This window comes from Nodosilinea sp. AN01ver1, from assembly GCF_050565655.1.
Lineage (GTDB): Bacteria > Cyanobacteriota > Cyanobacteriia > Phormidesmidales > Phormidesmidaceae > Nodosilinea.
Genome location: NZ_JBNXVS010000031.1, coordinates 18,428 through 39,138, shown reverse-complemented (window position 1 = coordinate 39,138; position 20,711 = coordinate 18,428). Strand labels below are relative to the sequence as shown.

Annotated in this window: 23 protein-coding genes; 7 read left to right on the top strand and 16 right to left on the bottom strand. The window is 60.0% G+C overall.

Annotated features, from left to right (window positions below):
• Positions 1-18: 18 nt before the first annotated feature.
• On the top strand, positions 19-1,197 hold the full coding sequence (locus ACQ4N7_RS20455; protein WP_430713340.1) for a benzoate/H(+) symporter BenE family transporter: 1,179 nt from the start codon (positions 19-21) through the stop codon (positions 1,195-1,197).
• Between the two features lie 158 nt (positions 1,198-1,355).
• Positions 1,356-1,877 (top strand): CHRD domain-containing protein, encoded by a 522-nt coding sequence (locus ACQ4N7_RS20450; protein WP_430713339.1) that lies wholly within the window; start codon positions 1,356-1,358, stop codon positions 1,875-1,877.
• An 81-nt stretch (positions 1,878-1,958) separates the two neighbouring features.
• Here ACQ4N7_RS20450 and ACQ4N7_RS20445 read toward each other — a convergent pair whose 3' ends face one another.
• The 8 genes from ACQ4N7_RS20445 to ACQ4N7_RS20410 all read right to left on the bottom strand — a co-directional run bounded on the left by ACQ4N7_RS20445 (position 1,959) and on the right by ACQ4N7_RS20410 (position 6,541).
• Entirely contained in the window at positions 1,959-2,630 is a 672-nt protein-coding gene (locus tag ACQ4N7_RS20445; protein WP_430713338.1) for a PD-(D/E)XK nuclease family protein, read from the bottom strand.
• Between the two features lie 580 nt (positions 2,631-3,210).
• Positions 3,211-3,456: a DUF7219 family protein gene (locus ACQ4N7_RS20440; protein WP_430713337.1), complete on the bottom strand. Its 246-nt coding sequence runs from the start codon at positions 3,454-3,456 to the stop codon at positions 3,211-3,213.
• 148 nt (positions 3,457-3,604) lie between these two features.
• Positions 3,605-5,053: an FADH(2)-oxidizing methylenetetrahydrofolate--tRNA-(uracil(54)-C(5))-methyltransferase TrmFO gene (trmFO, locus tag ACQ4N7_RS20435; protein WP_430713336.1), complete on the bottom strand. Its 1,449-nt coding sequence runs from the start codon at positions 5,051-5,053 to the stop codon at positions 3,605-3,607.
• Between the two features lie 149 nt (positions 5,054-5,202).
• Positions 5,203-5,415, bottom strand: coding sequence for a type II toxin-antitoxin system HicA family toxin (locus ACQ4N7_RS20430; protein WP_430713335.1), 213 nt, complete (start codon positions 5,413-5,415; stop codon positions 5,203-5,205).
• A 12-nt stretch (positions 5,416-5,427) separates the two neighbouring features.
• Positions 5,428-5,652 (bottom strand): type II toxin-antitoxin system HicB family antitoxin, encoded by a 225-nt coding sequence (locus ACQ4N7_RS20425; protein WP_430713334.1) that lies wholly within the window; start codon positions 5,650-5,652, stop codon positions 5,428-5,430.
• Between the two features lie 79 nt (positions 5,653-5,731).
• Positions 5,732-5,986, bottom strand: coding sequence for a nucleotidyltransferase domain-containing protein (locus tag ACQ4N7_RS20420; protein ID WP_430713333.1), 255 nt, complete (start codon positions 5,984-5,986; stop codon positions 5,732-5,734).
• Positions 5,987-6,051: 65 nt separating this feature from the next.
• Positions 6,052-6,276 carry a type II toxin-antitoxin system HicB family antitoxin gene (locus tag ACQ4N7_RS20415; RefSeq protein WP_430713370.1) on the bottom strand — a complete coding sequence of 75 codons (225 nt, stop codon included), beginning with the start codon at positions 6,274-6,276 and terminating at the stop codon, positions 6,052-6,054.
• Positions 6,277-6,307: 31 nt separating this feature from the next.
• Positions 6,308-6,541: a type II toxin-antitoxin system HicA family toxin gene (locus ACQ4N7_RS20410; RefSeq protein ID WP_430713332.1), complete on the bottom strand. Its 234-nt coding sequence runs from the start codon at positions 6,539-6,541 to the stop codon at positions 6,308-6,310.
• A gap of 386 nt (positions 6,542-6,927) precedes the next feature.
• On the opposite strand from ACQ4N7_RS20410, the gene ACQ4N7_RS20405 reads away from it, so the two are divergent.
• Positions 6,928-7,167: a hypothetical protein gene (locus ACQ4N7_RS20405; protein WP_430713331.1), complete on the top strand. Its 240-nt coding sequence runs from the start codon at positions 6,928-6,930 to the stop codon at positions 7,165-7,167.
• A gap of 111 nt (positions 7,168-7,278) precedes the next feature.
• Here the strand turns inward: ACQ4N7_RS20405 and pyrC are convergent, their stop codons facing one another.
• From pyrC to ACQ4N7_RS20380, 5 genes are all read right to left on the bottom strand, one after another.
• The gene (gene pyrC, locus ACQ4N7_RS20400) at positions 7,279-8,307 is read right to left on the bottom strand and encodes a dihydroorotase (protein ID WP_430713330.1); all 1,029 of its coding nucleotides are present in this window, start codon (positions 8,305-8,307) and stop codon (positions 7,279-7,281) included.
• 21 nt (positions 8,308-8,328) lie between these two features.
• Complete coding sequence (locus ACQ4N7_RS20395; RefSeq protein ID WP_430713329.1) at positions 8,329-8,748, bottom strand: VOC family protein; 420 nt, start codon at positions 8,746-8,748, stop codon at positions 8,329-8,331.
• A gap of 100 nt (positions 8,749-8,848) precedes the next feature.
• Positions 8,849-9,064, bottom strand: coding sequence for a hypothetical protein (locus ACQ4N7_RS20390; protein WP_430713328.1), 216 nt, complete (start codon positions 9,062-9,064; stop codon positions 8,849-8,851).
• Between the two features lie 63 nt (positions 9,065-9,127).
• Positions 9,128-10,717, bottom strand: a complete 1,590-nt coding sequence (locus ACQ4N7_RS20385; protein ID WP_430713327.1) for an Hsp70 family protein — start codon at positions 10,715-10,717, stop codon at positions 9,128-9,130.
• Positions 10,718-10,747: 30 nt separating this feature from the next.
• Entirely contained in the window at positions 10,748-11,878 is a 1,131-nt protein-coding gene (locus tag ACQ4N7_RS20380; RefSeq protein WP_430713326.1) for a calcium/sodium antiporter, read from the bottom strand.
• A 90-nt stretch (positions 11,879-11,968) separates the two neighbouring features.
• Between ACQ4N7_RS20380 and ACQ4N7_RS20375 the strand changes: the two genes are divergently transcribed.
• Both ACQ4N7_RS20375 and ACQ4N7_RS20370 read left to right on the top strand, forming a co-directional pair.
• A complete protein-coding gene (locus tag ACQ4N7_RS20375; RefSeq protein ID WP_430713325.1) occupies positions 11,969-12,592 on the top strand; it encodes an Npun_F5749 family FMN-dependent PPOX-type flavoprotein in 624 nt (207 codons plus the stop codon).
• A 118-nt stretch (positions 12,593-12,710) separates the two neighbouring features.
• Positions 12,711-13,142, top strand: a complete 432-nt coding sequence (locus tag ACQ4N7_RS20370; RefSeq protein ID WP_430713324.1) for a DUF2267 domain-containing protein — start codon at positions 12,711-12,713, stop codon at positions 13,140-13,142.
• A gap of 22 nt (positions 13,143-13,164) precedes the next feature.
• Here the strand turns inward: ACQ4N7_RS20370 and ACQ4N7_RS20365 are convergent, their stop codons facing one another.
• Both ACQ4N7_RS20365 and ACQ4N7_RS20360 read right to left on the bottom strand, forming a co-directional pair.
• A complete protein-coding gene (locus ACQ4N7_RS20365; protein ID WP_430713323.1) occupies positions 13,165-14,412 on the bottom strand; it encodes an MDR family MFS transporter in 1,248 nt (415 codons plus the stop codon).
• Positions 14,409-14,696 (bottom strand): hypothetical protein, encoded by a 288-nt coding sequence (locus ACQ4N7_RS20360; protein ID WP_430713322.1) that lies wholly within the window; start codon positions 14,694-14,696, stop codon positions 14,409-14,411. The genes ACQ4N7_RS20365 and ACQ4N7_RS20360 overlap by 4 nt, the downstream gene beginning before the upstream one ends.
• Positions 14,697-14,783: 87 nt before the next feature.
• On the opposite strand from ACQ4N7_RS20360, the gene ACQ4N7_RS20355 reads away from it, so the two are divergent.
• Together ACQ4N7_RS20355 and ACQ4N7_RS20350 are read left to right on the top strand one after the other, a co-directional pair.
• Complete coding sequence (locus tag ACQ4N7_RS20355; RefSeq protein WP_430713321.1) at positions 14,784-15,653, top strand: PfkB family carbohydrate kinase; 870 nt, start codon at positions 14,784-14,786, stop codon at positions 15,651-15,653.
• A gap of 227 nt (positions 15,654-15,880) precedes the next feature.
• The gene (locus ACQ4N7_RS20350; RefSeq protein WP_430713320.1) at positions 15,881-16,840 is read left to right on the top strand and encodes a 3'(2'),5'-bisphosphate nucleotidase; all 960 of its coding nucleotides are present in this window, start codon (positions 15,881-15,883) and stop codon (positions 16,838-16,840) included.
• An 86-nt stretch (positions 16,841-16,926) separates the two neighbouring features.
• Here ACQ4N7_RS20350 and ACQ4N7_RS20345 read toward each other — a convergent pair whose 3' ends face one another.
• A complete protein-coding gene (locus ACQ4N7_RS20345; RefSeq protein ID WP_430713319.1) occupies positions 16,927-20,682 on the bottom strand; it encodes a pentapeptide repeat-containing protein in 3,756 nt (1,251 codons plus the stop codon).
• Between the last annotated feature and the right edge of the window lie 29 nt (positions 20,683-20,711).

Below are 20,711 nucleotides of genomic sequence, written 5' to 3'. Positions count from 1 at the left end.
ACATTCATCTCAGCCACCATGACCAGGGCATTTTTCAAAGACGTTTCGCTATCGGCCATTATTGCGGGCTTTGTCACCGTGCTGGTGGGCTTTACCAGCTCGGCGGTGCTGGTGTTTCAGGCCGCCCAGGCCCTCAATGCCACCTCAGCCGAAATTGCGTCGTGGATGTGGGCGCTGGGGTTGGGCATGGCGCTCACCAGCATTGGCCTGTCGCTGCGCTACCGGGCCCCGGTTGTGACCGCCTGGTCTACGCCGGGGGCCGCCATGCTGATTACCGCCGCCGCAGGAGTGCCGATGGCTGAGGCGATCGGGGCCTTTTTGGTGTCGGGTTTGCTGATTACCCTGGCCGGGTTTAGCGGCTGGTTTGAGCGGCTGATGAACCGCATTCCCCTGTCGATCGCGGCGGGAATGCTGGCCGGGGTGCTGCTGCGCTTCGGGCTGGATGTGTTTACGGCCATGCAGACCCAGTTTGCGATGACCTTTGCCATGTTCTGCGTCTACTTATGGATGCGCCGCACCAGCCCTCGCTATGCCGTGGTGGGGGCGCTGGCGGTGGGTATCGCGATCGCCGCCCTCCAGCGCCAAATTCAGTTCGATACCGTCAGCCTGCAGCTGGCCCGGCCCGTGTTCACCGGGCCTCAGTTCTCGCTGGGGGCGCTCATTGGCGTTGCCCTGCCGCTGTTTGTGGTGACGATGGCCTCACAGAACGTGCCGGGGGTAGCGGTTTTGCGAGCCTCGGGCTATGGCTCCGTGCCCATTTCGCCCGTGATTGGCTGGACGGGGGCCGCCACGGTGCTGCTGGCTCCCTTTGGCGGCTTTGCGATCAATCTGGCCGCCATTACCGCCGCCATTTGCATGGGTCGCGAAGCCCACGAAGACCCGGATAAACGCTACGTGGCCGCGATCGCCTCTGGTTTTTTCTACCTGCTGCTTGGCCTGTTTGGGGCCACCGTCACCGCTGTCTTTGCCGCCTTTCCACCCGAGCTGGTGCTGGCGATCGCCGGGTTAGCCCTGCTCGGCACCATCGGCAATGGCTTGTTTACCGCCCTGAAGGAGGAGCGCGATCGCGAACCCGCCCTGATCACCTTCCTCGTCACCGCTTCCGGCGTTACCCTCCTCGGCATTGGCTCCGCCTTCTGGGGCCTGATTGCCGGAGCAATGGCGCTGGCGATCGTTCAAACCAAAGCGTTGCGGTAGCCCAGTCAAGTTGTGATTTGGCAATTACCGTCCTGGCTGGCCATGAATCCAATTCGGCGTGTCACCCGTACTAAAAATACAGGAGCGGCCAGCCCGACGGCATAACTGCTCCAAGCCATTTTTACGTTGACCGCAAACAGGATTGAGCGAGAACAAACATGAAAAACAAGATTCAGGGGTTTAGCCTCGCATTGGGTGCAGCAGCCCTGACTTTTGGCGTTACCCTGCCCCAAAGCGCCTATGCAGGCCACACCAATACCATTCTAGAAACCCACCTCGACGGCAGCGCCGAAGTCGGCAGCGACCCTAGCCAGGTGGTGGGAGACGCCACCGGCACCGGCAGTGCCTACGTGTTTGGCGTTGACGGCGATCCAACCACGTTGTGCTACGTCCTAGAAGTATCTGGCGTGCAGCAGGTTCCGGTGGGCGAAGGCATGGCTGCCCACATTCACGAAGGAGCCATGGGAGAGAATGGCCCGGTCGTTGCCGCACTGGCTGGCCCCGAAGACGGCAATGCGGGCGACTGTCTAACGGAGGGCGAAGAGGGCAAGTTCCCCTCAGGCGAAGCAGGCATTGTGCAGCGCATTTTGAGCAACCCCTCTGACTTTTACATCAACGTTCACAACCCCCAGTTTCCCGATGGGGCCATTCGCGGGCAGCTTCAGGGGCATTCTCACTAGGGCGTCTTGAGCTACGAACGGGCGATCGCGGGCATGGGGTTATGGGCTCGCGATCGCCCGTTTGTTATCCAGCCCAATCACCTACGGCCTCAGCCGTCGCCGCTCAAATTCTTGCAGTCGCTGCTCAAACTGCCGCCAGTGATCGTCCATGTCGGTCAGCGCCACCTCAAAGAGCTGGGCGGGTTGATCGGCCAGGGCGATCGCAATCAGCCCCTTCTGCACCTCCAAACCAAAGTCGGCATAGACCTGAATCGCCGCCTGCCGATAGGCCGCAATCTGCAAAAAATAATCCTCTAGCCACTGGGGCTGCTTGGGCCGCAGCGCCGTCTTCCAATCGCACAGGTGCAGCTCTCCCTTCATCACCACCAGCGCATCAGGGAACCCCACAAACCCAGCCTCGTGCCACACGGCCCCCTCCACCAGCAGCACCTCGTCAACCTGGGCCAGCACAGGCTGCAAAGACTCCCAGTACCCCGTCAAATCAGCCGAAATTTCGACGGTTTCGTCATTCAGATAGGCCGCAATCTGCTTGTGTAGCCGAGTGCCCGCCGAGGAAGCCGTACCCGAAATTTTTTGAGCAGCTTCTACCCCCACCCGCTGTCGCCAGCGCTGTAGCGCCTCCCGCGCCGCCTGGGGTTTAGTCGCCGACAGTACCGTGGTCACACCGGGGTAGCAGCGCCCCTCAATTTCATAAAGCATTTTGCGGTCGCGCCGCACCCGCCTGGCCGAGTAGCGCGGAAGTTTGTGCACCATCAACAGAACCAACCCACCGCAATCAGACTAGAGCATAGCGCTATCAGAAAAGTCTGATGTTGAGACTCAAATGTCCTGACAAAAGACTCAGAACGCGCAGAAATGGACTCGCATTGAGACTCAAAAGCATATCGCAGATCGTCCTGTGCTGCCGATCGCCAGCCAAAACAGGCATCCTGACGTCCTCCGATCCTTCCCTCCAGGCGCTCCAATCGTCTCAAAAACAAAAAGTTTGTCTTGATTTAAGACTTGGCTGGATTGAGGTTAGACCTATTTTGCTCTTAATGAGTCTCAATATAAGACACATATCATTCTGGTAAGTCTACCTTGTCTTTTATTAAGACCAGGAAATAGTTGAATTGGTCTCAATGTGGGATTTGCGATCTGGAGCTTTTTCTGATGTCGCAACTAGTCGATGAAACTTTACTTTGTAATCGGTATCTGTAGGCACAAAAAATATACGGCCACCCCCTGCTAAGCTGCAAAGAATGACCGTATTTACCGCTAAATTGTAGGTTAGAGAAAACGCGATCGCCGGGTTTTCACCTATGCTAACGCCGCCTATCTAGCAACTCCAGGCTTAAATTTCTAGCCCTTTCTTGCTCCGCTTAAGCTGTTTGTAAAGCGACTTAATTTGGCTATAGGCTTCATCGGGCGAAATTTTGCCGCCGGTCTGCAGGCCCGAGATATAGCTTATTCGGTGCGCAAACTCTTGTAGATTGGCGTTAAATGTGAGTTGCTGGGGCGAAAACTCACCGTAGTAGCGGCTGCGGGGGCAAAGAAAGTTATCGAGATCGCGGCGATTAGAAGCATTGAATTGGGTCATGAGTCACCCCCTTGATATTATTAACCTGATTATAACCTTCCCTTAATCGTTGAAAATTTTAGCAAACTGTTAAGGTAATGCAATAGTCCGTGAGGTAGAGGCAAAAATCTGCTGGGGTGCACCACCCGGTAGACGCGAAGCAACCTGCTTAAGCTATGGCGCTCAACGGCAGGTGGTGCAGCGCCAGATGGCGATCGCTGGCCCACTGGTCTAAATCGCTAAGGGCGCGATCGCGGTACTGGCCGTAGCGCTCTTTCTTACCGCGCACCTTAGTCGGCAGCGGCGGCAAAATGCCAAAGTTCGGCGGCATCGGCTGAAAGTGCTTCGGTTCCGCCGAGGTAATGAAATCGACCAGCGCCCCCAGCATCATCGTCACCGGCAGGCTTAGCGGCTCCTGGCCCAGTGCCAGCCGGGCCGCATTCGTCCCCGCCAGCCAGCCGCCCGCCACCGCTGCCGTATAGCCCTCGGTGCCCACCAGCTGCCCCGCCGCCAGCAGGGTCGGGCGGGCCTTAAACTGCATCGTGTTGTGCAGCAGCTCAGGCGAGTTCAAAAACGTGTTGCGGTGCATCACGCCCATGCGCACAAATTCGGCATTTTCCAGACCAGGAATCAGCCGAAACACCCGCGCCTGTTCACCCCAGCGCAGGTTGGTCTGAAAGCCCACCATATTCCACAGCTGGCCGCCCTTGTCTTCCTGGCGCAGCTGCACCACAGCGTAGGGCTTTTTGCTCTTATTCTCAGGCGCTTTGAAATCGCCCAGCCGCGCGTCGAACAGACCCACCGGCTTGAGGGGGCCGTAGCGCATGGTGTCTTCGCCCCGCCGCGCCATCTCCTCAATTGGCAGACAGGCTTCAAAAAATTTTGCCGTTTCGCGCTCAAAATCCTTGAGTTCGGCCTGCTCTGCATGGCACAGCTCAGTCCAAAAGTGCAGGTACTGCTCCTTATTCATAGGGCAGTTGAGGTAGGCCGCCTCGCCCCGATCATAGCGCGACGCCATAAATGCCACCGACTGGTCAATGCTTTCGCCCACCACAATTGGGCTGGCGGCGTCAAAAAAGCTCATGTAGCCCTGCCCCGTGAATCGCTCCAGCTCCACCGACAGGGCCTCGCTGGTCAGGGGGCCAGTGGTCAACACCACAATGCCCTCGTCAGGAATGCTCGTCACCTCGTCGCGACGCAGCTCAATCAGCGGGTGCTGCTCTAGGGTTGTGGTCAGGTCTTGGCTAAAGATGCCGCGATCGACCGCCAACGCGCCGCCAGCGGGCACCTGGTGCTGGTCGGCCTTGCCAATCACCACCGAGCCCAGCCGCCGCAGCTCTTCGTGGAGCAGGCCCGAAGCGCGATCGCTCGACATCGCCCCAAACGAGTTGCTGCACACCAGCTCGGCCACATGCTCGCTGTGGTGGGCGGGCGACGTTTTCTGCGGACGCATTTCGTGCAGCACCACGGGCACCCCGGCCTGGGCAATTTGCCAGGCGGCCTCGGTACCGGCCAGCCCGCCGCCGATCACATGAATGGGGTCTGGGTGCACTGCGTAGCCCTCAAAACTCAGCTTTTCTAGGATAACGGCTTCTAACCAATTGCATGGCTGTTGCATCGCGCTGCGTGACGCACTTGAAGCCACGGACTTACTGAGACCATATACTCGCTGATTGTCTAACCTGCTTGGGAGAGTGGCCTAACGGTCAAAATTTCATCGGCACGTAGGGCTGATGAAGCTTCCTTCAGCAGTTTGAGTGCCCTAAATTACAGGTCTTGAGGGGTTAGCCCTGTTTTTTTAGCGATACGAGTCAGCATTTTAGAGCCAATTTCGTCACTATCTCGGAAGGCAAAGACATAGTCGTTCCAGCCTTCGCGCTCAAGAATTTTGTGCGATCCGGTTTGGCGCTTTACTCGCCAGCCAATTTTCTCTAGAGCCGCCAGCACTTTCTTGGCTTTTGTCGATGACCACTGGCTCATAACAAGGATGCTCTACGCCGCGACAAAGGTCAGACTAGCTAGGCCCAAATCAATTTCACCATGATCTAGCTTATCGGCAATCACACGTAGGGCTAAGGCTTTGACCTGAGCAACGGCATGCTGCTGGTTATCGCCATAAACTAGGGCACCAGGAATCTCTAAAATCTCAGCAATCCAGCGACCGTCTTCTTCTTGCTCGGTTTCGATGGTGAAGCTGGTGGATATCAGGTTACTCATGGCGAAGATTCAACTTCAAGAGTGATAACTCAATTATATGCAGGGTCGGTGAACGGGCCACTGATCTTTAAGTCTTCTGTCATAGAGCAATGCCTTCACGCCGAATGTTGCGTAGTAACGGCCCTTGACAGGTGGTGAAGCGGGTCTCATCCATAAACAGACAGCCAACAACCTTGTCGTACTCTAAGGAGAGTTCAGCCAGGAACTCGCTGATGTTGGCAATTTCTTGACCGAGGTTAACGGCACTTGTAAGGATAGCTAACCTATCAACATCAGAGTCTGGTCTGGCCTCGCTACGGGCATGAGAGCCCAACGATTCATGTTGCGATCGCATCTTGCTCCTCGCCCAACAGTTTTAGAACCTTTGCAATGGCCTGTTGAAGTAGTTCAGTCTTATATTTAGGTGCTATAACTTAAGGCCTTTACCTTCTCCATAGCCCAGTTTATATCAGGTAAAGTGTGGCCATGCTTTTCAGCGGTTTCTAACCATAGCTGTTTTACAATTTCTAGTTCATCCAACGTTTCAGCCAGTGTCTCCCCTTGGGCTAAGCAGCCCTTAAGGGCTGGCACCTCGGCTACATAGCCCCCCTCATCACAAGGGTAAATCACAATTGGGTAGTTCAAAGCAGCCATCGACTTTTCTCCTTGCTATAGATCAGCTATTGGTCTGATCGATCAACTCAAGCACTCGCTTCACATATACCGATTTAACTTTGTTGTTGTGTACTGGAATTACCAGCGTGAGTTCACCTTTGATGAAGATATGATGACTGCCTGTAGTCCGATCTAGCTCAAAATCTTCATATTCCAGTAGTTTACGAATATCTGAAAACCTTACATTATTGGGGTTATTCTTCAATCGCTCAAGCAGCTTCTCTCGCTTTGTCATAGGCTATTGCAAATGGAAATAGCTTTTTGAAGAAGTTCAGTCATGATCCTTCTGCTACCTGTAGATAAGTTCTACTTTATTCGCGATCGCCCTACCACCCCCCACCTACCCAAGCGCTAACAAAATTTTCAGCCTGTCCACAAAACCCTCATCCAATACGGTTGCACTCCTATCGGGCTTACTGTACTATGCTTTGCCACGGGGAATGACTCTGGGCGGGGAAGAGAGGAGGTGGCACTCCTCAAATCCCCTAAGTCATCCCAACTTAGCGCGGTAAGCTGGCGATAACCTGGATTCATTCTAGGATCTAGCGTCTTTTTTACCTTCACTTTGGGACAAAGCTAGACCATTCCCCGTTTTCTTTACCGAAAACGGAGATACCCGTCATGTTTAATTCATCCACCGGGGAGCCCAACCTCCCCACCAGCTTTCGGCTGCCCACCTACCAGCCCGACCGCCTCTGCCACATACTGCTCGGCGACTACAACGCCCTCATCGACGCCATCAACCGCATGGAAGTCTTGCGCTACTGCGACAGAATCGGCTGGATCGACCCCATCCCCACCGGGCGCAGCGGCGAATACATCAGCGTCATGACCCGCCGCATTCCGCCCCCAGCGGCATAGCCAAGGTTGCAGACTGCAGATTCCCCGCTGTGCTGCCTCCTTAAAAAGGGGGCTCTCAAGACCATTGAACTCTTGCCCCCCTTCTCAAGGGGGGTGGGGGAATCTCTTGCGTTAGACCATTTTCCAGCCGATCGCTTCCCCGGCCCGCAGCGGCACCAGTTCGGTGTCGCCAAACGGCAGCTCGTCGGGAATGCGCCAGGTCGTTTTGCTCAGGGTAATGCGATCGCTATTCCTGGGCAGCTGGTAAAAGTCTGGCCCATAGAAGCTAGCGAACGCCTCCAGCTTGTCGAGGGCATTCACGCTCTCAAACGCCTCTGCGTACAGCTCCATTGCGTGCAGCGCCGAAAAACACCCCGCACAACCGCAGGCACTCTCTTTGCTATTGCGGGGATGGGGGGCGCTATCGGTGCCCAAAAAAAACTTGGGGTTGCCTGAGGTCGCCGCCCGCAAAAGCGCCTGGCGATGGGTTTCGCGCTTCAAAATGGGCAGGCAGTAGTAGTGGGGTCGCAGGCCCCCCTGAAACAGACTGTTGCGGTTAAACAACAGGTGTTGGGGGGTGATCGTGGCCGCCACATTGTCCGTCGCCAGCACAAACTCCACCGCCTCTGAGGTCGTAACGTGCTCTAGCACCACCCGCAGCTGGGGAAAGCGCTGCTTGAGAGGCATCAGGTACTTTTCAATAAACACCTTCTCGCGATCGAACATATCAACCCCTGGGTCGGTCACCTCCCCGTGCAGCAGTAGCGGCATGTTGACCTGCTGCATCGTCTCAAAAACGCGATCGCATTTGCTAATCTCCGTCACGCCAGCATCGGAGTTCGTCGTCGCCCCGGCTGGGTAATACTTCACCGCTTTGACAAACTGGGCCTCCTTAGCCGCCAAAATCTCTTCGGGGCGAGTGTTGTCGGTCAGGTAGAGGGTCATCAGCGGCTCAAACGGCTGACCCGGTGGAACTGCTGCCAGAATGCGATCGCGGTACGCCGCCGCCTCGGCCACCGTACGCACAGGGGGCTTCAGGTTAGGCATTACAATCGCCCGCGCAAACTGCCGCACCGTGTGGGGCAAAACCGCCTTCAGCGCCTCGCCGTCGCGCAGGTGCAGGTGCCAGTCGTCGGGTCGAGTCAGGGTCAGCGTTTCCATGCTCTCATCCTAAAATAGTCATTACTGGGGCAAAAAGGCCGGGTTCCAAACCACTTCCCACAGGTGACCATCGGGGTCTTGAAAGTAACCCGAGTAGCCACCCCAAAACGTATCGTGAGCCGCCTTGACGATCGCCGCCCCCGCCGCCGCGGCTTGGCCCATCACCGCATCTACCGCCGTTTTTGAAGCGACATTGTGGCCCAGCGTCATCTCCGTGGCACTGGGCACAGATAAGGGCAGCCCAGTATCATTGGCAATGCTTTTTCGGGGCCAAAGGGCAAGTCGCAAACCCGGCTGTAGATCGATAAAAACTACTGCGCCGTACTCAAACTCTTGACCAACAATGCCGTCGGTCGCAAACCCTAACCCATCTCGGTAAAACCGCAGCGACGCTTCAAGATCGTCAACGCCAAGGGTAATAACTGTAACTCTTGGCTCCATAAACTGTTTTCCTACAGATTAGATTGGCTTTACAGAACGCTGTCGCGAAAACGGACAAAATCCTTTGGGTTTACCTGTTCCATAGCTGCGGTAAGGCGTTTTATTTTTTCTGCGCTATCCAATCAGATAATTCTCGCCCCGTGTGCTCGTAATCTCGCAGGGCTTCCAACGCATCACTAAATTTTTCAATGAACTCTACCTTCCCTTGATGGGCAAGACTCACGTTGAGATTTAGTAACTCATTAAGCTGTTTAGAAGCAATTTGAAACGCCTTTTGCCGCTTTGCCAATTCAGGTTCGTAAGGATCGATCGCCATAGTTTTCCTTAATTTTGCTTTGAGAAAATCATAACAACCCGCTGAGATGCTTCAGCCTTTGAATCAACTCAGCCGCACGACAGCTTCGTTATCTAGCAGCGTGTTGCCGGTGAGAATGTCTTCTACCGTAATGCGCAGCAGCCGATCGCGGTCTACCCGAAACAGCACCCGCACCCGATCGCTGCCCGGAAACCCCGGCGGGTCGAGCTGCGCGATCGTGCGGGCTCCTTCGCGATCGTTGAGCGGCTGCACCGAGGGGGCATCGCCGCCCAGCTGCCGCGTCACCAGCCGACCGTTCTCAAAGTACACCTCCGTTTGGGTGCTGGCCGCCCCCAGCTCGCCAATGATTAGCTCAATACTGGGCTGCTTTTCCACCGAAGCGCCCAGGGTGAGTTCAACCGGCGCACTCATGGGGTAGGGCTGCCCCTGGGGCAAAATCGAGTGCCAGCCGTGGCGGTTGTTGCGCCGATCCCAGTAGCGAACGCCGTAGCTGTGATACAGAAAGTCTTCGATCGCCAGGCCCTGAGCCACCTGTAGCGCTCCCTGGGCCACCGCTTCAAAGGGGCGATCGCACCGCACCTTCTCCGTTCCAAATCGCTCTGCCACCCACCGCTGCAGGGCCGGAATCTGTGCCGTACCCCCCACCAGCAGCACCGCGTCGATTGCCTCCGCATCAATGCCCTGGCGCTGCCCCTGCTGCAGCACCTGCGCCAGCCCCTTCTCCAGCCGCTCAAAGAACTGGTTCTGGGTGAGAATGCCCTCGAACTGGTCGCGGGTGAGGGCCAGATCGTAGGTGTCAAAGGTTTCGTCATCGAAGTAGGCTTCCGCCGCTTCGGTCTGTGTCGACAGGGCGATCTTCAGCCGTTCCGCCAGTCGCTGCACCACAGGGCCATCGGGCACCCCCTGGGTTTGAAAGTGCGCCACCAGCCACTGGTCGATGTCGGCCCCGCCCAGGTTTTCACCCGCCTTGGCCAGCACCCGCGCCACCTCAGGCTTTTGGGCGCTGGTCTGCTCGGCCCCCTGACCCCGCCACTTGAGCAAAAAGCCCACCGGCTGCTTTTGCACCGGAGACACCAGCCGCACCAGCGACCAGTCGAGCGTGCCGCCGCCAAAGTCGAGCACCAGCAGGGTTTGTTCCCCGGTCAGCCCATAGCCCAGGGCCGCCGCCGTCGGCTCGTCGATCAGCCGCACCTCTTTGAAATCGAGCGCGGTGGCTACATCCCCCAGCCACAGGCGGTAGGTCTCAAAGCTGTCTACCGGCACCGTCAGCACCAGGCTGTCGTCTTCCCCCACTAGCGGGCGCACCTGGGTCAAGAGCGATCGCAAAAACCACTCCCCCAGCTGTTCAAAGGTCAGCGATTCTCCATCAATATCGGGCAAAAACCCCTGCAGTGGCGTGCCAATGCCGCGCTTAATGTTGGCAAAAAAGCGGGGGTCGGCGGCAATGTCAAGGCCGCGATCGCGCACCGCCTGCCCCACCACCACCCCATTGGCCTGGGGCTTCTCCACATAGATCAGGCTGGGCACCAGAGGCGGTACCGTCGCCAGCTGCAAACTCAAACCCGGCAGGGCCAGTGTCTCAGGGCCTTCTGTCGCCGGGTTCCAGCGGGCAATGACGGTATTGCTGGTGCCAAAATCAACCGCTATAGCCATAGGTGCAGATCAACGATGGTGCTACCCATCCTACCGGGAGTGGGGATCGCTCGGTACGCTGACCTCCGGTTCAGCCGCCGTCGATGGTTTTTGGGGGCGCGACTTCAGCACCACCAGCGCCAGCGTTACCACCGTCAGCGGCATCACAAACAGCATCATCACCTGGCTAAATAGCCCCAGCTGGTCGTGGTCGGCGGCCCGCAAAATCAGGTAGGCCACATAGGCCACGTAGTAGCTGCTAAACAGCACCCCCTCCCAGCGCGAAATCACGTTGCCGGTCAAGAAAATCGGCAGGCAGGCCAGCGCCACCGCCACCATTACCGGCAGGTCAAAGTGCAGTACCGAGTTAGGAATGCTGATGCCTACCCCAGACGCCACCGCCGTCACCCCCAGCACCGACAGAATGTTGAAAATGTTGCTGCCGACCACGTTGCCCACGGCAATGTCGCGCTCGCCCCGAAACGTCGCCACCGCCGAGGTGGCCAGCTCCGGCAGCGACGTTCCCGCCGCTACGATGGTCAGGCCAATCACCAGCTGGCTCACGCCCAGCGCCTGGGCAATGCTCACCGCCCCGGTGACAAACATTCTCGACCCCACCACCAGCGCCACCAGTCCAACGGCCATCATCACCAGGTTGGTAACCCAGGTGGTGCGCCCTACCGGGGTCGGGCCATACTCCCGGTCGTACTCCGACTGCACCTCGGCATTGGTTTCTTTGCGGCTTTGGTAGATCAAAAACAGCGTGTAGACAACGCCGCCAATAAACAAAATTACCCCGTCGCTGGGCTGCAGCAGGCGATCAAGGGAAAAGAACAGCAGCAGCACCGAAATGCCGACCATAATTGGCACGTCTAGCTTAATTAGCTGCTGCGCCACCGGCAGCGGGGCCACCAGCGACGACAGCCCCAAAATCACCAGTACATTAAAGATATTGCTGCCAATCACGTTGCCCAGGGCAATATCGCCCTGACCGGCCAGGCTCGACTGCACACTTACCGCCATCTCTGGAGCGCTGGTGCCATAGGCCACAATGGTAAGGCCAATGATCAAAGGCGAAATGCCCAGCAGCGCGGCTAGCTTAGAAGCTCCCCGCACCAGGGCCTCGGCCCCCACCAGCAACAGGCCTCCACCTGCAATTAGCAATAGGATGGCAACAGTCATACTTGCAAACTCACTCAGTACACGCTCGCCTGGAATGCCTATCACCCAGGCCGGGAAAGCTCCCATTCCGAAATAAGGCTAATCTCCAGTATGTCTGATTCTGATCCATCTCTGTCGGGGGCTCTATTGAAGGAGACCGCCCTGGCCCCCTGGCGCAGTGCCCTAGCCCGCGCCCTGCACCGCAATCGCAGCCGCCCTTACAGCCGCTATTTTCAGCTGGCGACCGTCACCGCCACGGGCCATCCTGCCAACCGAACGGTTGTCTTTCGCGACTTTTTGCCCCATACCAATACGCTGACGGTAGTTACCGACCAGCGCAGCGCCAAAGTGGCCGACATCGCCGTTCATCCCTGGGCCGAGGCCTGCTGGTACTTTACCCACACCCGCGAGCAGTTTCGGCTGGCTGGCCCCATTCAGGTGGTGGATGCCGCCGATTCGAATTCTGAACTTAAACGCGCTCGGCAGAACATTTGGGAATCCCTCTCCGACAGCGCCCGTCAGCAGTTCTACTGGCCCCACCCCGCTCAGCCCCGCAAACCTGAGGTCGACTTTTCGCCCCGCGATATCGAGGCCACACCCCCGGCTGCCTTTTGTCTGGTGCTGCTGGCTCCCGATCGCGTTGACCATCTAGAGCTGCGCGGCGACCCCCAAACCCGCACCCTCTACGACCACCAAGCCAACGGCACCTGGCAAGTCAAAGCAGTCAATCCGTAAGCAAAGGCAGGGTTGTTTCTGGTTGCCACCGATGGGGAGATCGTCGTGCCCTCTCGCCGTGATACCATCGGGCCGAACTGGCCGTGTCGACTATCGCGGCAAACTTGGGCAAAGCACTATGGCATCTGAAAAATTTAGCGCTAACGAACGGGCTTTTTTAGAAAAAGTCATGCAGCGGGCCAACCTGCCCGATATTTACGACGCCCGTGACCTGACCCTGGTGGTGTTTCGCTCCATGCGAGACCTGATGACGACTGAGGCTGCCGATCGCACCGAAGCCGCCTTCAAAGACGACGAAATCGCCGCCCTCTGGAAGGACGACAACCCGATTGTGCGAGTGCTCAGCCGCCTGCGGCCTCCCCTCAAAATTGATACTGAAACCTTTCTGCGTCGCATTCAGCAGGAGGGCGGCTTGCCTAAAGACACCTCTGCAGAAGGGGTGGTGATTGCAGTGTTCTCCGCTGCCCGCGAAGAGCTGTCTGAAGCGCAGATCAAAGAGATTTCGAGCACGCTGCCCGACGGGCTCAACGTGATGTGGGACCAGATTTAGCCCTTTAGACGGGCCTGACAGCTTAGACACCCTGGCGGCGCAGCCGTCGATCGAGCCAGACCAGGATGACCAGGGCTGGGGCCACCGTTGCCGCCAGCCCCAGCCAAAAGCCGTGGGCGACGGCAGCCCCCTGGTCGATCGCCCAGCCCCCCAGCGGTGGGCCAATCAGGTAGCCCACCGCCCAGCACATCGAGTTGACTGAGAGGTAGACCCCGCGCAGGGTTTCGGGCGCGATCGCCGCCACCAGCGCCGAGCCAATCGGCGTGTAGGCCACCATCGCCAGCGCCATCACCCCCAGGGCCAGCCCGCCCCAGACCAGCGGCAAGCTGCCCGTGCCCGATCGCCACACCAGCCCAAAGCCCAGCCCCCACAGCAGCGCCGACACCATTAGCCCCTGGGCTGGGCGGTAGCGGTTGAGCCAGCGGGCCACCGGCAGCTGCGCGATCGCCGCCAGCACCACGTGCCCGGTAAACAGCAGGCTCAGCGTGCCCTCGCTAATGGTCTGCTCTCCGCCCGCAAAACGGTTTAAGTACAGGGGCAGCGTGCTTTGAATTTGGGCCAGATAGCCCGTAAACAGCACATTCACCAGGGCGTACACCATCAGGCTGGTGTCTCGCAGAGCGTGGCCCCAGCCCTGCAGCAGCGATCGCGCCGGGTTATCCGCTGGGCGCGTCTCGGCAATGGCGACGTAGATAATGCCAAAGAACAGCAAAAACGTGACGCCGTCGATGGCAAACAGCGCCCGGTAGGCCCCGGTCAGGGAGATCAGCGCTCCGCCAGCGATCACCCCCACCCCCAGGCCAATGTTGTCGGCCAGGCGCACCAGGGCGTAGGCCTCGTTGCGCTGCTTGGGGCGGGTAATATCCGCCGCCACCGATTCGGCAGCGGGCCAGTACAGGCCCACCCCAAACCCCATCAGCAGATTGCCCAGCAGAAAAATGGGAAAATTGTTGGCCAAAATCAAAACGCCGTCGGCGACCGCCGACACCAGGGCCGAGGCCAGCAGCGTCGGTCGCCGCCCCGCCGTGGGCGAATCGACCAGCGACCCGCCCAAAAACCGCCCCCCGATGCCCGCCACCGAGCCCAGGCCGATCCCCAGGCCCACCTGAGTGGCCGATAGCCCCACCTGGGTCGTAAAAAAAATCGGCGCGTAGAACAGCGTAAAGCCAATCCCCACCTGCGACAGCAGCCGTCCCGCCGCCAAAATCCAGACCCGGTGGTCCAGGTTGGGCAGCAGCTTGCGGAGCCATTGTGTTAAGGCTGAGCTCATGGCATCGGCAGCCGTCGGGGTCGCCGCCAGGCATCGATCAGGGCCACGGTACCGCCGATCATGCCCCACACGAACCACAGTCCCAGGTCGTAGCCCTTGCGCTGGGCCACCTGGGCGGCTACCAGGCCAATCAGACAGTGCAAAAACAGAGGGAAGTAGGCAAGGGGCAGCGTATCGGCCATATTGGCAAAGCGATAGATAGAAAAATTCATGAAAACGCGACAGAACGGGCGATCGCCCCTGAGAATGAAGCCAACCTGACCAAAATGCCAGCGCTGGTGCATTACTCACCTTACACCCAGAGCCAGATCTATGCTGGTGAGCCTATCGCTCTATCCTGACAATTAGAATCCGCCGAGAGAAATATCGCCGTGGCCGCTGGACTTTTTGTGGGGCTCATCACCCTCGACTGCATTTATCGCGTGGATCATGTCCCCAGCAGCGACGAAAAGATCGTCGCCGCCGATAGTCTGCTGGTAGCCGGGGGGCCAGCCACTAACGCCGCGATCGCCTTCGCTGCCCTGGGTAACCGGGCCACCGTGGTTGGCTCGCTCGGTCAGCACCCCCTGGCCGCGCTGATCCGCGCGGAGCTAGCCACCTACAGCATTGATGTGGTCGATCTCACCCCCGATCTGCAAGCCCCGCCGCCCCTGTCCACCATTCTCGTCACCGCCGCCACGGGCGATCGCGCCGTTGTTTCGCGCAATGCCGTAGGTCGCCAGGCCGCCCCACCGCCAGACCTCGCCCCCCTGCTCAAGGCAATAGATATCGTGCTGATCGACGGTCACCAGATGGCGGTGGGTGAGGCGATCGCCCGCCAGGCCCAGGCCCAAGCCCAGGCCCTACCCATCGTCATCGATGCCGGCAGCTGGAAGCCCGGTTTTGAAACCGTGCTGCCCCTGGCCACCAGCGTCATCACCGCCGCCAAATTTCACCTGCCCCACCAGAGCGACACCCCAGCCGCCCTCAGCGACCTGGGCATTGCCGAAATCGCCGTCACCCACGGCCCCCGCCCCATCCACTACCGCCACCACGACACAGCAGGCACCCTGCCCGTACCCCCGGTCGCCGTCCAAGACACCCTTGGGGCCGGAGACATCTTCCACGGAGCCTTTTGCCACTACCGCCTGCAATTCCCCTTTGCCAAAGCCCTGGCCCTGGCCGCCCAGATCGCCGCCCAAAGCTGCCGCCACTTCGGCCCCCGCACCTGGATCGACCCGATCCAGAAACCGGGTTTCTAACGCAGTATTTTGCTGAGCTAAGGTTCATACGGGAAAAAACCCGGTTTCTGGCCACCTGACGATCGCACTACCCCCCCACCCGCTATAGTTCTCTCTGAGATCACCCCACCTCCCTCACCATCCTCACCCCCTCACCGCCCCTCCCACACATCCACCCTCCTACCCCCCTTCGACTCCGCTCAGGGAACACCACCCTCCTACCCTCCCACCCATCCACCCCCCAAACCATGCCCTACGAACAGGAAAAACAAACCGCGATCGCCGCCGTCATCCAGGCCGCCCAGCTCTGCGAACGGGTGCGCCAGGGCCTCGTGCCCCAGGCGATCGAGAAAAACGACAAAAGCCCCGTCACCATTGCCGACTACGGTGCCCAGGCGATCATCTGCAAGGCCCTCTCCGCCGCCTTTCCAGACGACCCGGTAGTGGGTGAAGAAGACACCACCGACCTGCGCCAGCCCAATGCCGCCCCCGTGCTCGCCGCCGTCACCGAGCAGGTGCAGCAGCTGGTGCCCAGCGCCACCGACGCCAACATTCTGAGCTGGATTGACCACGGCAACGGCACCGTCGCCCCCCGCTACTGGACCCTCGACCCGATTGACGGTACCAAGGGCTTTTTGCGCGGCGACCAGTACGCGATCGCCCTGGCCCTGGTCGTCGATGGCGACATCAAAGTGGGGGTGCTGGGCTGCCCCTTCCTCAGCTTTGGCGACGAAACCGGGCTGCTGTTTGTAGCCGTGCGCGGCGAGGGAGCCACGATGGTGCCCCTGGCCGGGGGCGATCCCCAGCCGCTGCGGGTGACTGAGGAAGGCGATCGCGACCGTTTTCGCCTGGTTGAGAGCGTCGAGTCGGGCCACGGCGACCTCAATCAGCAGGGGCAGGTCGCCCAGGCCATCGGCATTACCACCCCCTCCCTGCGCATGGATAGCCAGGCCAAGTACGCCGCCGTCGCCGCCGGACAGGCCGCCCTCTACCTGCGCCTGCCCTCCCCCAAAACCCCCGACTACCGCGAAAAAATTTGGGACCACGCCGCTGGGGTGCTGGTGGTCGAAGAAGCCGGTGGCAAGGTTACCGACATGCACGGCAAACCGCTCGATTTCGCCAGCGCCGCCCGCTTTCCCAACAACCCCGGCGTTGTCGCCAGCAACGGCACCATCCACGACGCGGTGCTGAAGGCATTAGCCGAGTAATGAAACTGGTGGCAAGGGATGTGCCGTTGGGGAAAAGAGGCGATCGGTTATGGTGCAGAGACTACCGCCGCCGCTCAACTACACCGTTAAACCCCGATCGCGCCCAGCATTTGCAACGTCGCCCGCGTTGCCGGGGTCAGCCCCGTGGCCCCGCTCAAGTTCATGCCCTCGTAGAGTCGCTTGGCAATCAGCACCCGCAAACAGTCCCCCGTCGCCGCATCCCAAATTCGCACCGTCTGGTCTTGAGAGCCGGTGGCAATGGCACCCCCATCCGCACTAAACGCCAGCGACGACACCAGGTGCTGGTGCCCCTCGCAGACCTGCCAACAGCTCCCCGTCGCCACATCCCAAATCCGCATGGTGCGGTCGTGGGCGGCGCTGGCCAAGCGCGTACCGTCTGGGCTAAACGCCACCGCAAACACCCAGTTGGTGTGGCCCCTGAGCACCTGAGTGCAATCCCCCGTCGCCACATCCCATAGGCGAATCGATCGATCGGTGCTGCCGCTGGCCAGAGTGCGCCCGCAGGGGCTAAACGCCACCGACCACACCCGACTGTCGTGGCCCGTTAGAGTTTTGAGCAGCTTGCCCGTAGCCGTTTCCCACAGGCGAATGGTCTGGTCTGCTCCGCAGCTGGCCAGGTATGGCCCATCCGGGCTAAACGCCACCCCCAGCACCTTGGCGCTGTGCTGGCTCAGGGTGTGCAGGCAGCGGCCCGTGGCGCAATCCCACAGTTTGACCGTGCAGTCGGCGCTGCCCGTGGCCAAAATGGGGGCGCTGGGGTGAAACGCGATCGCATTGATCCAATCCCTATGCCCCTGCAACACCTGAGTGCAGCGCCCGGTTTCCACCTCCCACAGCCGCGCCGTGCAGTCGGTGCTGCCGCTGGCCAGAGTTTGGCTATTGGCGCTAAACGCCACGCCGTAGACAAAATCGCCGTGGCCGCGCAGGGTTCTCAGCGGCTCTCCGGTGCGCCAATCCCACAGCACCACCGTTTTGTCGTTGCTGCCGCTGGCTAAATAGCGATCGTCTGGGCTAAAGGCCACCGGCAGCGCCCAGTCGGTGTGGCCCTCCCAGGTGTGCAGGCAGTGGCCAGTGGCGATATCCCACAGCTTCACCGTCTGGTCGAGGCTGACCCCCACCAGGCGGCGACCGCTGGGGTGTACCGCCACTGCGCACACCTCGTTTTGATGGCCGTAGAGGGTTTGCAGGCAGGTGTCGGTGTGCCAGTCCCAGAGCTTAATGGTGCGATCGCCGCTGCTGCTGATCAGCCAGTCGCCCGTGGGGCTAAAAGCGACACTGTAGACGCTGCCGCTGTGGCCGCTGTAGGTGGCCAGACAGTCCCAGCTGCGGCAGTCCCAGAGTTTGAGGGTGCCGTCGCCGCTGCCGCTGGCCAGCAGCTGCCCATCGGGGCTAAAGGCGAGGGTATGTACCCAGCCGCTGTGGCCTGTTAGCGTGCGCAGACAGACTCCAGTGGTCGCATCCCACAGGTAGATCTGCTGGTCAGCTCCGCCGCTGGCCACCAGCAGGGTGTCGGGGTGGGCGATCGCCTGGGGGGCAAAGGCCAGCGATCGCACCCAGTTTTCGTGCCCCACTAGAGTTCGCAGGCAGGCTCCCGTGCCCACATCCCACAGCTTGACGGTGTTGTCGCCCCCGGCGCTGGCCAGGGTTTGGCCGTCTGGGCTGAAGGCGATCGCAAACACCTCGTGGCCGTGGCCGGTCAGCGTTTTCACCGCCACCCCATCGGTGGAGTTCCACAGGCGAATGCTCTGGTCGGCCCCGCAGCTGGCGATCAGCTGGCCCGTGGGGCTGTAGGCCACCGCCCGCACCCAGTTGTGGTGCCCTCGACAAATGAGCAAGAGCTGCCCGGTTTGGGCATCCCACACGCGCACCTGGCAGTCGGTGTCGCCCGTGACCAGGCGCTGCCCCGAGGGGCAAAAGGTGGCGGTCAGCACATTGCCCAGCGACTCGGTAAACACACAGCCGCTCAGGTCGGCCCCGGCCAAGTTGACCCCGTGCAGCTTCACGTCTTGCAGGTAGGCCTGCCACACCGTCAGCCCTGAGAAGTCGTAGCCGGTGATATCGATTGGCAGCTGCTGCAATAAATTCAGGCTGTTGCCCCCGGCGTAGCCCATCGACTGGGGCGTACCGCCGCGCAGGGCATTCAGCATCGCTTGCAGGGCGGCGGCAATCTGGGGGGCGCTGCCGAGGTGGTTGAGCAACTGGTCGGCAACGGGCTTAAGAATCAAATTGATCTGGGTCTCGCGCACGTAGTCTTTGGCCTGGGCCTTGGTCAGGGCGTGGCTGATGAAGAGTTTGGGGGCCTGCCCCACAATCTCATCGCCAATGCGATCGATCAGCTGGCAGATTACGTACTCCATCACCACTGGCTGCTGGGTGAGGCCGTCGCCCTGGCGCTCCACCAGCGATCGCCGCTGCAATGAGTTCAGCGACTCCCACAGGTCGCGAGGGGGCACATGGGTCAGCAGGTCGGCCTGCAGCTCGGCTATGGTCGAGGGTTCGCGGTTGATCGCCAGCCAGTACATGGCGGCCTTTTCTAGCTCGGTGAGCCGCTCAAAATGCTGCTCCAGCAGATCGCGAATGTCGTCGAACAAAAAGCCGCCCTGCTGCGACACCGCCAAAAACTGAGCAATATCGCCATCAAAAAAATCGCGAATTGACGAGGCCACAATCTTCAGCGCTAGCGGGTTGCCACCGTAGCGATCGGCCAGAGCCTGCCACTGGGCCTCGGTGGCCTGAAAGCCGCCCTTGGTGTTAAACAGAGCCCGACTGTCGGGCCGCTCCAGGCCAACTAGCTGGAGCGATCGCACCGGCAGCGCCTCCCCCTCAAAGGCCGCCAGCCCCTTCGGCTTTTCCCGCGAGGTGACAATCACACAGCTCTGGTGGGCCGTTTCAGCTACACAGCGCAGCACCTCGCCATAGCCCTCAAACCCAGCCCGGTAGCGGCCAGTGCGATCGCCGCTCTGCAAAATCGACTCGGCATTGTCGAGCAGCACCAGGCAGCGCCCCTGCCGCAGGTAGTGCAGCAACCGCCCCAGCCGCCCCTCCAGCGTCGTCGGCAAATCTCGCTCCTGCTGCCGCGAGAGCGACTGGATTAGATCTGTCAGAATGTCTGCGGGGGAGGGGGCGTTGCGGAGCGATCGCCAGAGGATGTGGGTGAAGGGGAGGGCGGATGGGTGGATGGGTGACGATCCCTGAGCGGAGTCGAAGGGAGTAGATGGGTGGATGGGTAGATGGGTGGATGGGTTGGGGCAGTCGTTATCCACGCTCCCACGCTCCCACTCATCCACGCTCCCACGGCTCAGTTCCCGCGCCAGCCGCACCGACAGCGCCGTCTTGCCAATGCCGCCCATGCCCAGCAGCGTGATCAGCCGACAGCGGTCTTCTATTACCCAGCGCCGCAGGGTGTCTAGCTCGCTCTGGCGACCGTAGAAGATTGCGTCGTCCGGGGCGCTGCCCCAGTCAACTAAGGCTGGCAGCGACTCAGGCGGTGCGATCGAGTTTATTCCTTCACCCGCCGCCGCTCTGTTTTGGGTAGGGCTGGTGTCTGCTGATTCAGTCTCTGCCACCGCCTGCCAGTCCAGTCCCAGCACGTCGCAGTAGGCCTTGAAGGCGTCGGCATTGATCGCTGCTTTTCCCGCCAAAAAACGCTTCCAGGTGCCCTCAGAAATACCTGCCGCCAGCACCCCTGCCGTCTCCCAATCGGTGCCCAGAACACGACTGGCCGCCTGCATCCAGCGAAAATCGCTGGCCGCCCAGCCCTGCCTTAGCCTGGCCTGCTTAATTTGTGCCCGCCCCGAGGAAGATGCCTTGAGGGTAATCACTAGCCCTTTAATTCAGTACGCTACGAACC

Coding starts and splice junctions, on each gene's coding strand:
- ACQ4N7_RS20405 (WP_430713331.1), top strand. CDS start 6,928: ATGTTTAATTCATCCACCGGGGAGCCCAACCTCCCCACCAGCTTTCGG.
- ACQ4N7_RS20455 (WP_430713340.1), top strand. CDS start 19: ATGACCAGGGCATTTTTCAAAGACGTTTCGCTATCGGCCATTATTGCG.
- ACQ4N7_RS20450 (WP_430713339.1), top strand. CDS start 1,356: ATGAAAAACAAGATTCAGGGGTTTAGCCTCGCATTGGGTGCAGCAGCC.
- ACQ4N7_RS20445 (WP_430713338.1), bottom strand. CDS start 2,630: ATGGTGCACAAACTTCCGCGCTACTCGGCCAGGCGGGTGCGGCGCGAC.
- ACQ4N7_RS20440 (WP_430713337.1), bottom strand. CDS start 3,456: ATGACCCAATTCAATGCTTCTAATCGCCGCGATCTCGATAACTTTCTT.
- ACQ4N7_RS20370 (WP_430713324.1), top strand. CDS start 12,711: ATGGCATCTGAAAAATTTAGCGCTAACGAACGGGCTTTTTTAGAAAAA.
- ACQ4N7_RS20420 (WP_430713333.1), bottom strand. CDS start 5,986: ATGCGATCGCAACATGAATCGTTGGGCTCTCATGCCCGTAGCGAGGCC.
- trmFO (WP_430713336.1), bottom strand. CDS start 5,053: ATGCAACAGCCATGCAATTGGTTAGAAGCCGTTATCCTAGAAAAGCTG.
- ACQ4N7_RS20385 (WP_430713327.1), bottom strand. CDS start 10,717: ATGGCTATAGCGGTTGATTTTGGCACCAGCAATACCGTCATTGCCCGC.
- pyrC (WP_430713330.1), bottom strand. CDS start 8,307: ATGGAAACGCTGACCCTGACTCGACCCGACGACTGGCACCTGCACCTG.
- ACQ4N7_RS20425 (WP_430713334.1), bottom strand. CDS start 5,652: ATGAGTAACCTGATATCCACCAGCTTCACCATCGAAACCGAGCAAGAA.
- ACQ4N7_RS20360 (WP_430713322.1), bottom strand. CDS start 14,696: ATGCACCAGCGCTGGCATTTTGGTCAGGTTGGCTTCATTCTCAGGGGC.
- ACQ4N7_RS20430 (WP_430713335.1), bottom strand. CDS start 5,415: ATGAGCCAGTGGTCATCGACAAAAGCCAAGAAAGTGCTGGCGGCTCTA.
- ACQ4N7_RS20365 (WP_430713323.1), bottom strand. CDS start 14,412: ATGAGCTCAGCCTTAACACAATGGCTCCGCAAGCTGCTGCCCAACCTG.
- ACQ4N7_RS20390 (WP_430713328.1), bottom strand. CDS start 9,064: ATGGCGATCGATCCTTACGAACCTGAATTGGCAAAGCGGCAAAAGGCG.
- ACQ4N7_RS20410 (WP_430713332.1), bottom strand. CDS start 6,541: ATGACAAAGCGAGAGAAGCTGCTTGAGCGATTGAAGAATAACCCCAAT.
- ACQ4N7_RS20380 (WP_430713326.1), bottom strand. CDS start 11,878: ATGACTGTTGCCATCCTATTGCTAATTGCAGGTGGAGGCCTGTTGCTG.
- ACQ4N7_RS20395 (WP_430713329.1), bottom strand. CDS start 8,748: ATGGAGCCAAGAGTTACAGTTATTACCCTTGGCGTTGACGATCTTGAA.
- ACQ4N7_RS20375 (WP_430713325.1), top strand. CDS start 11,969: ATGTCTGATTCTGATCCATCTCTGTCGGGGGCTCTATTGAAGGAGACC.
- ACQ4N7_RS20350 (WP_430713320.1), top strand. CDS start 15,881: ATGCCCTACGAACAGGAAAAACAAACCGCGATCGCCGCCGTCATCCAG.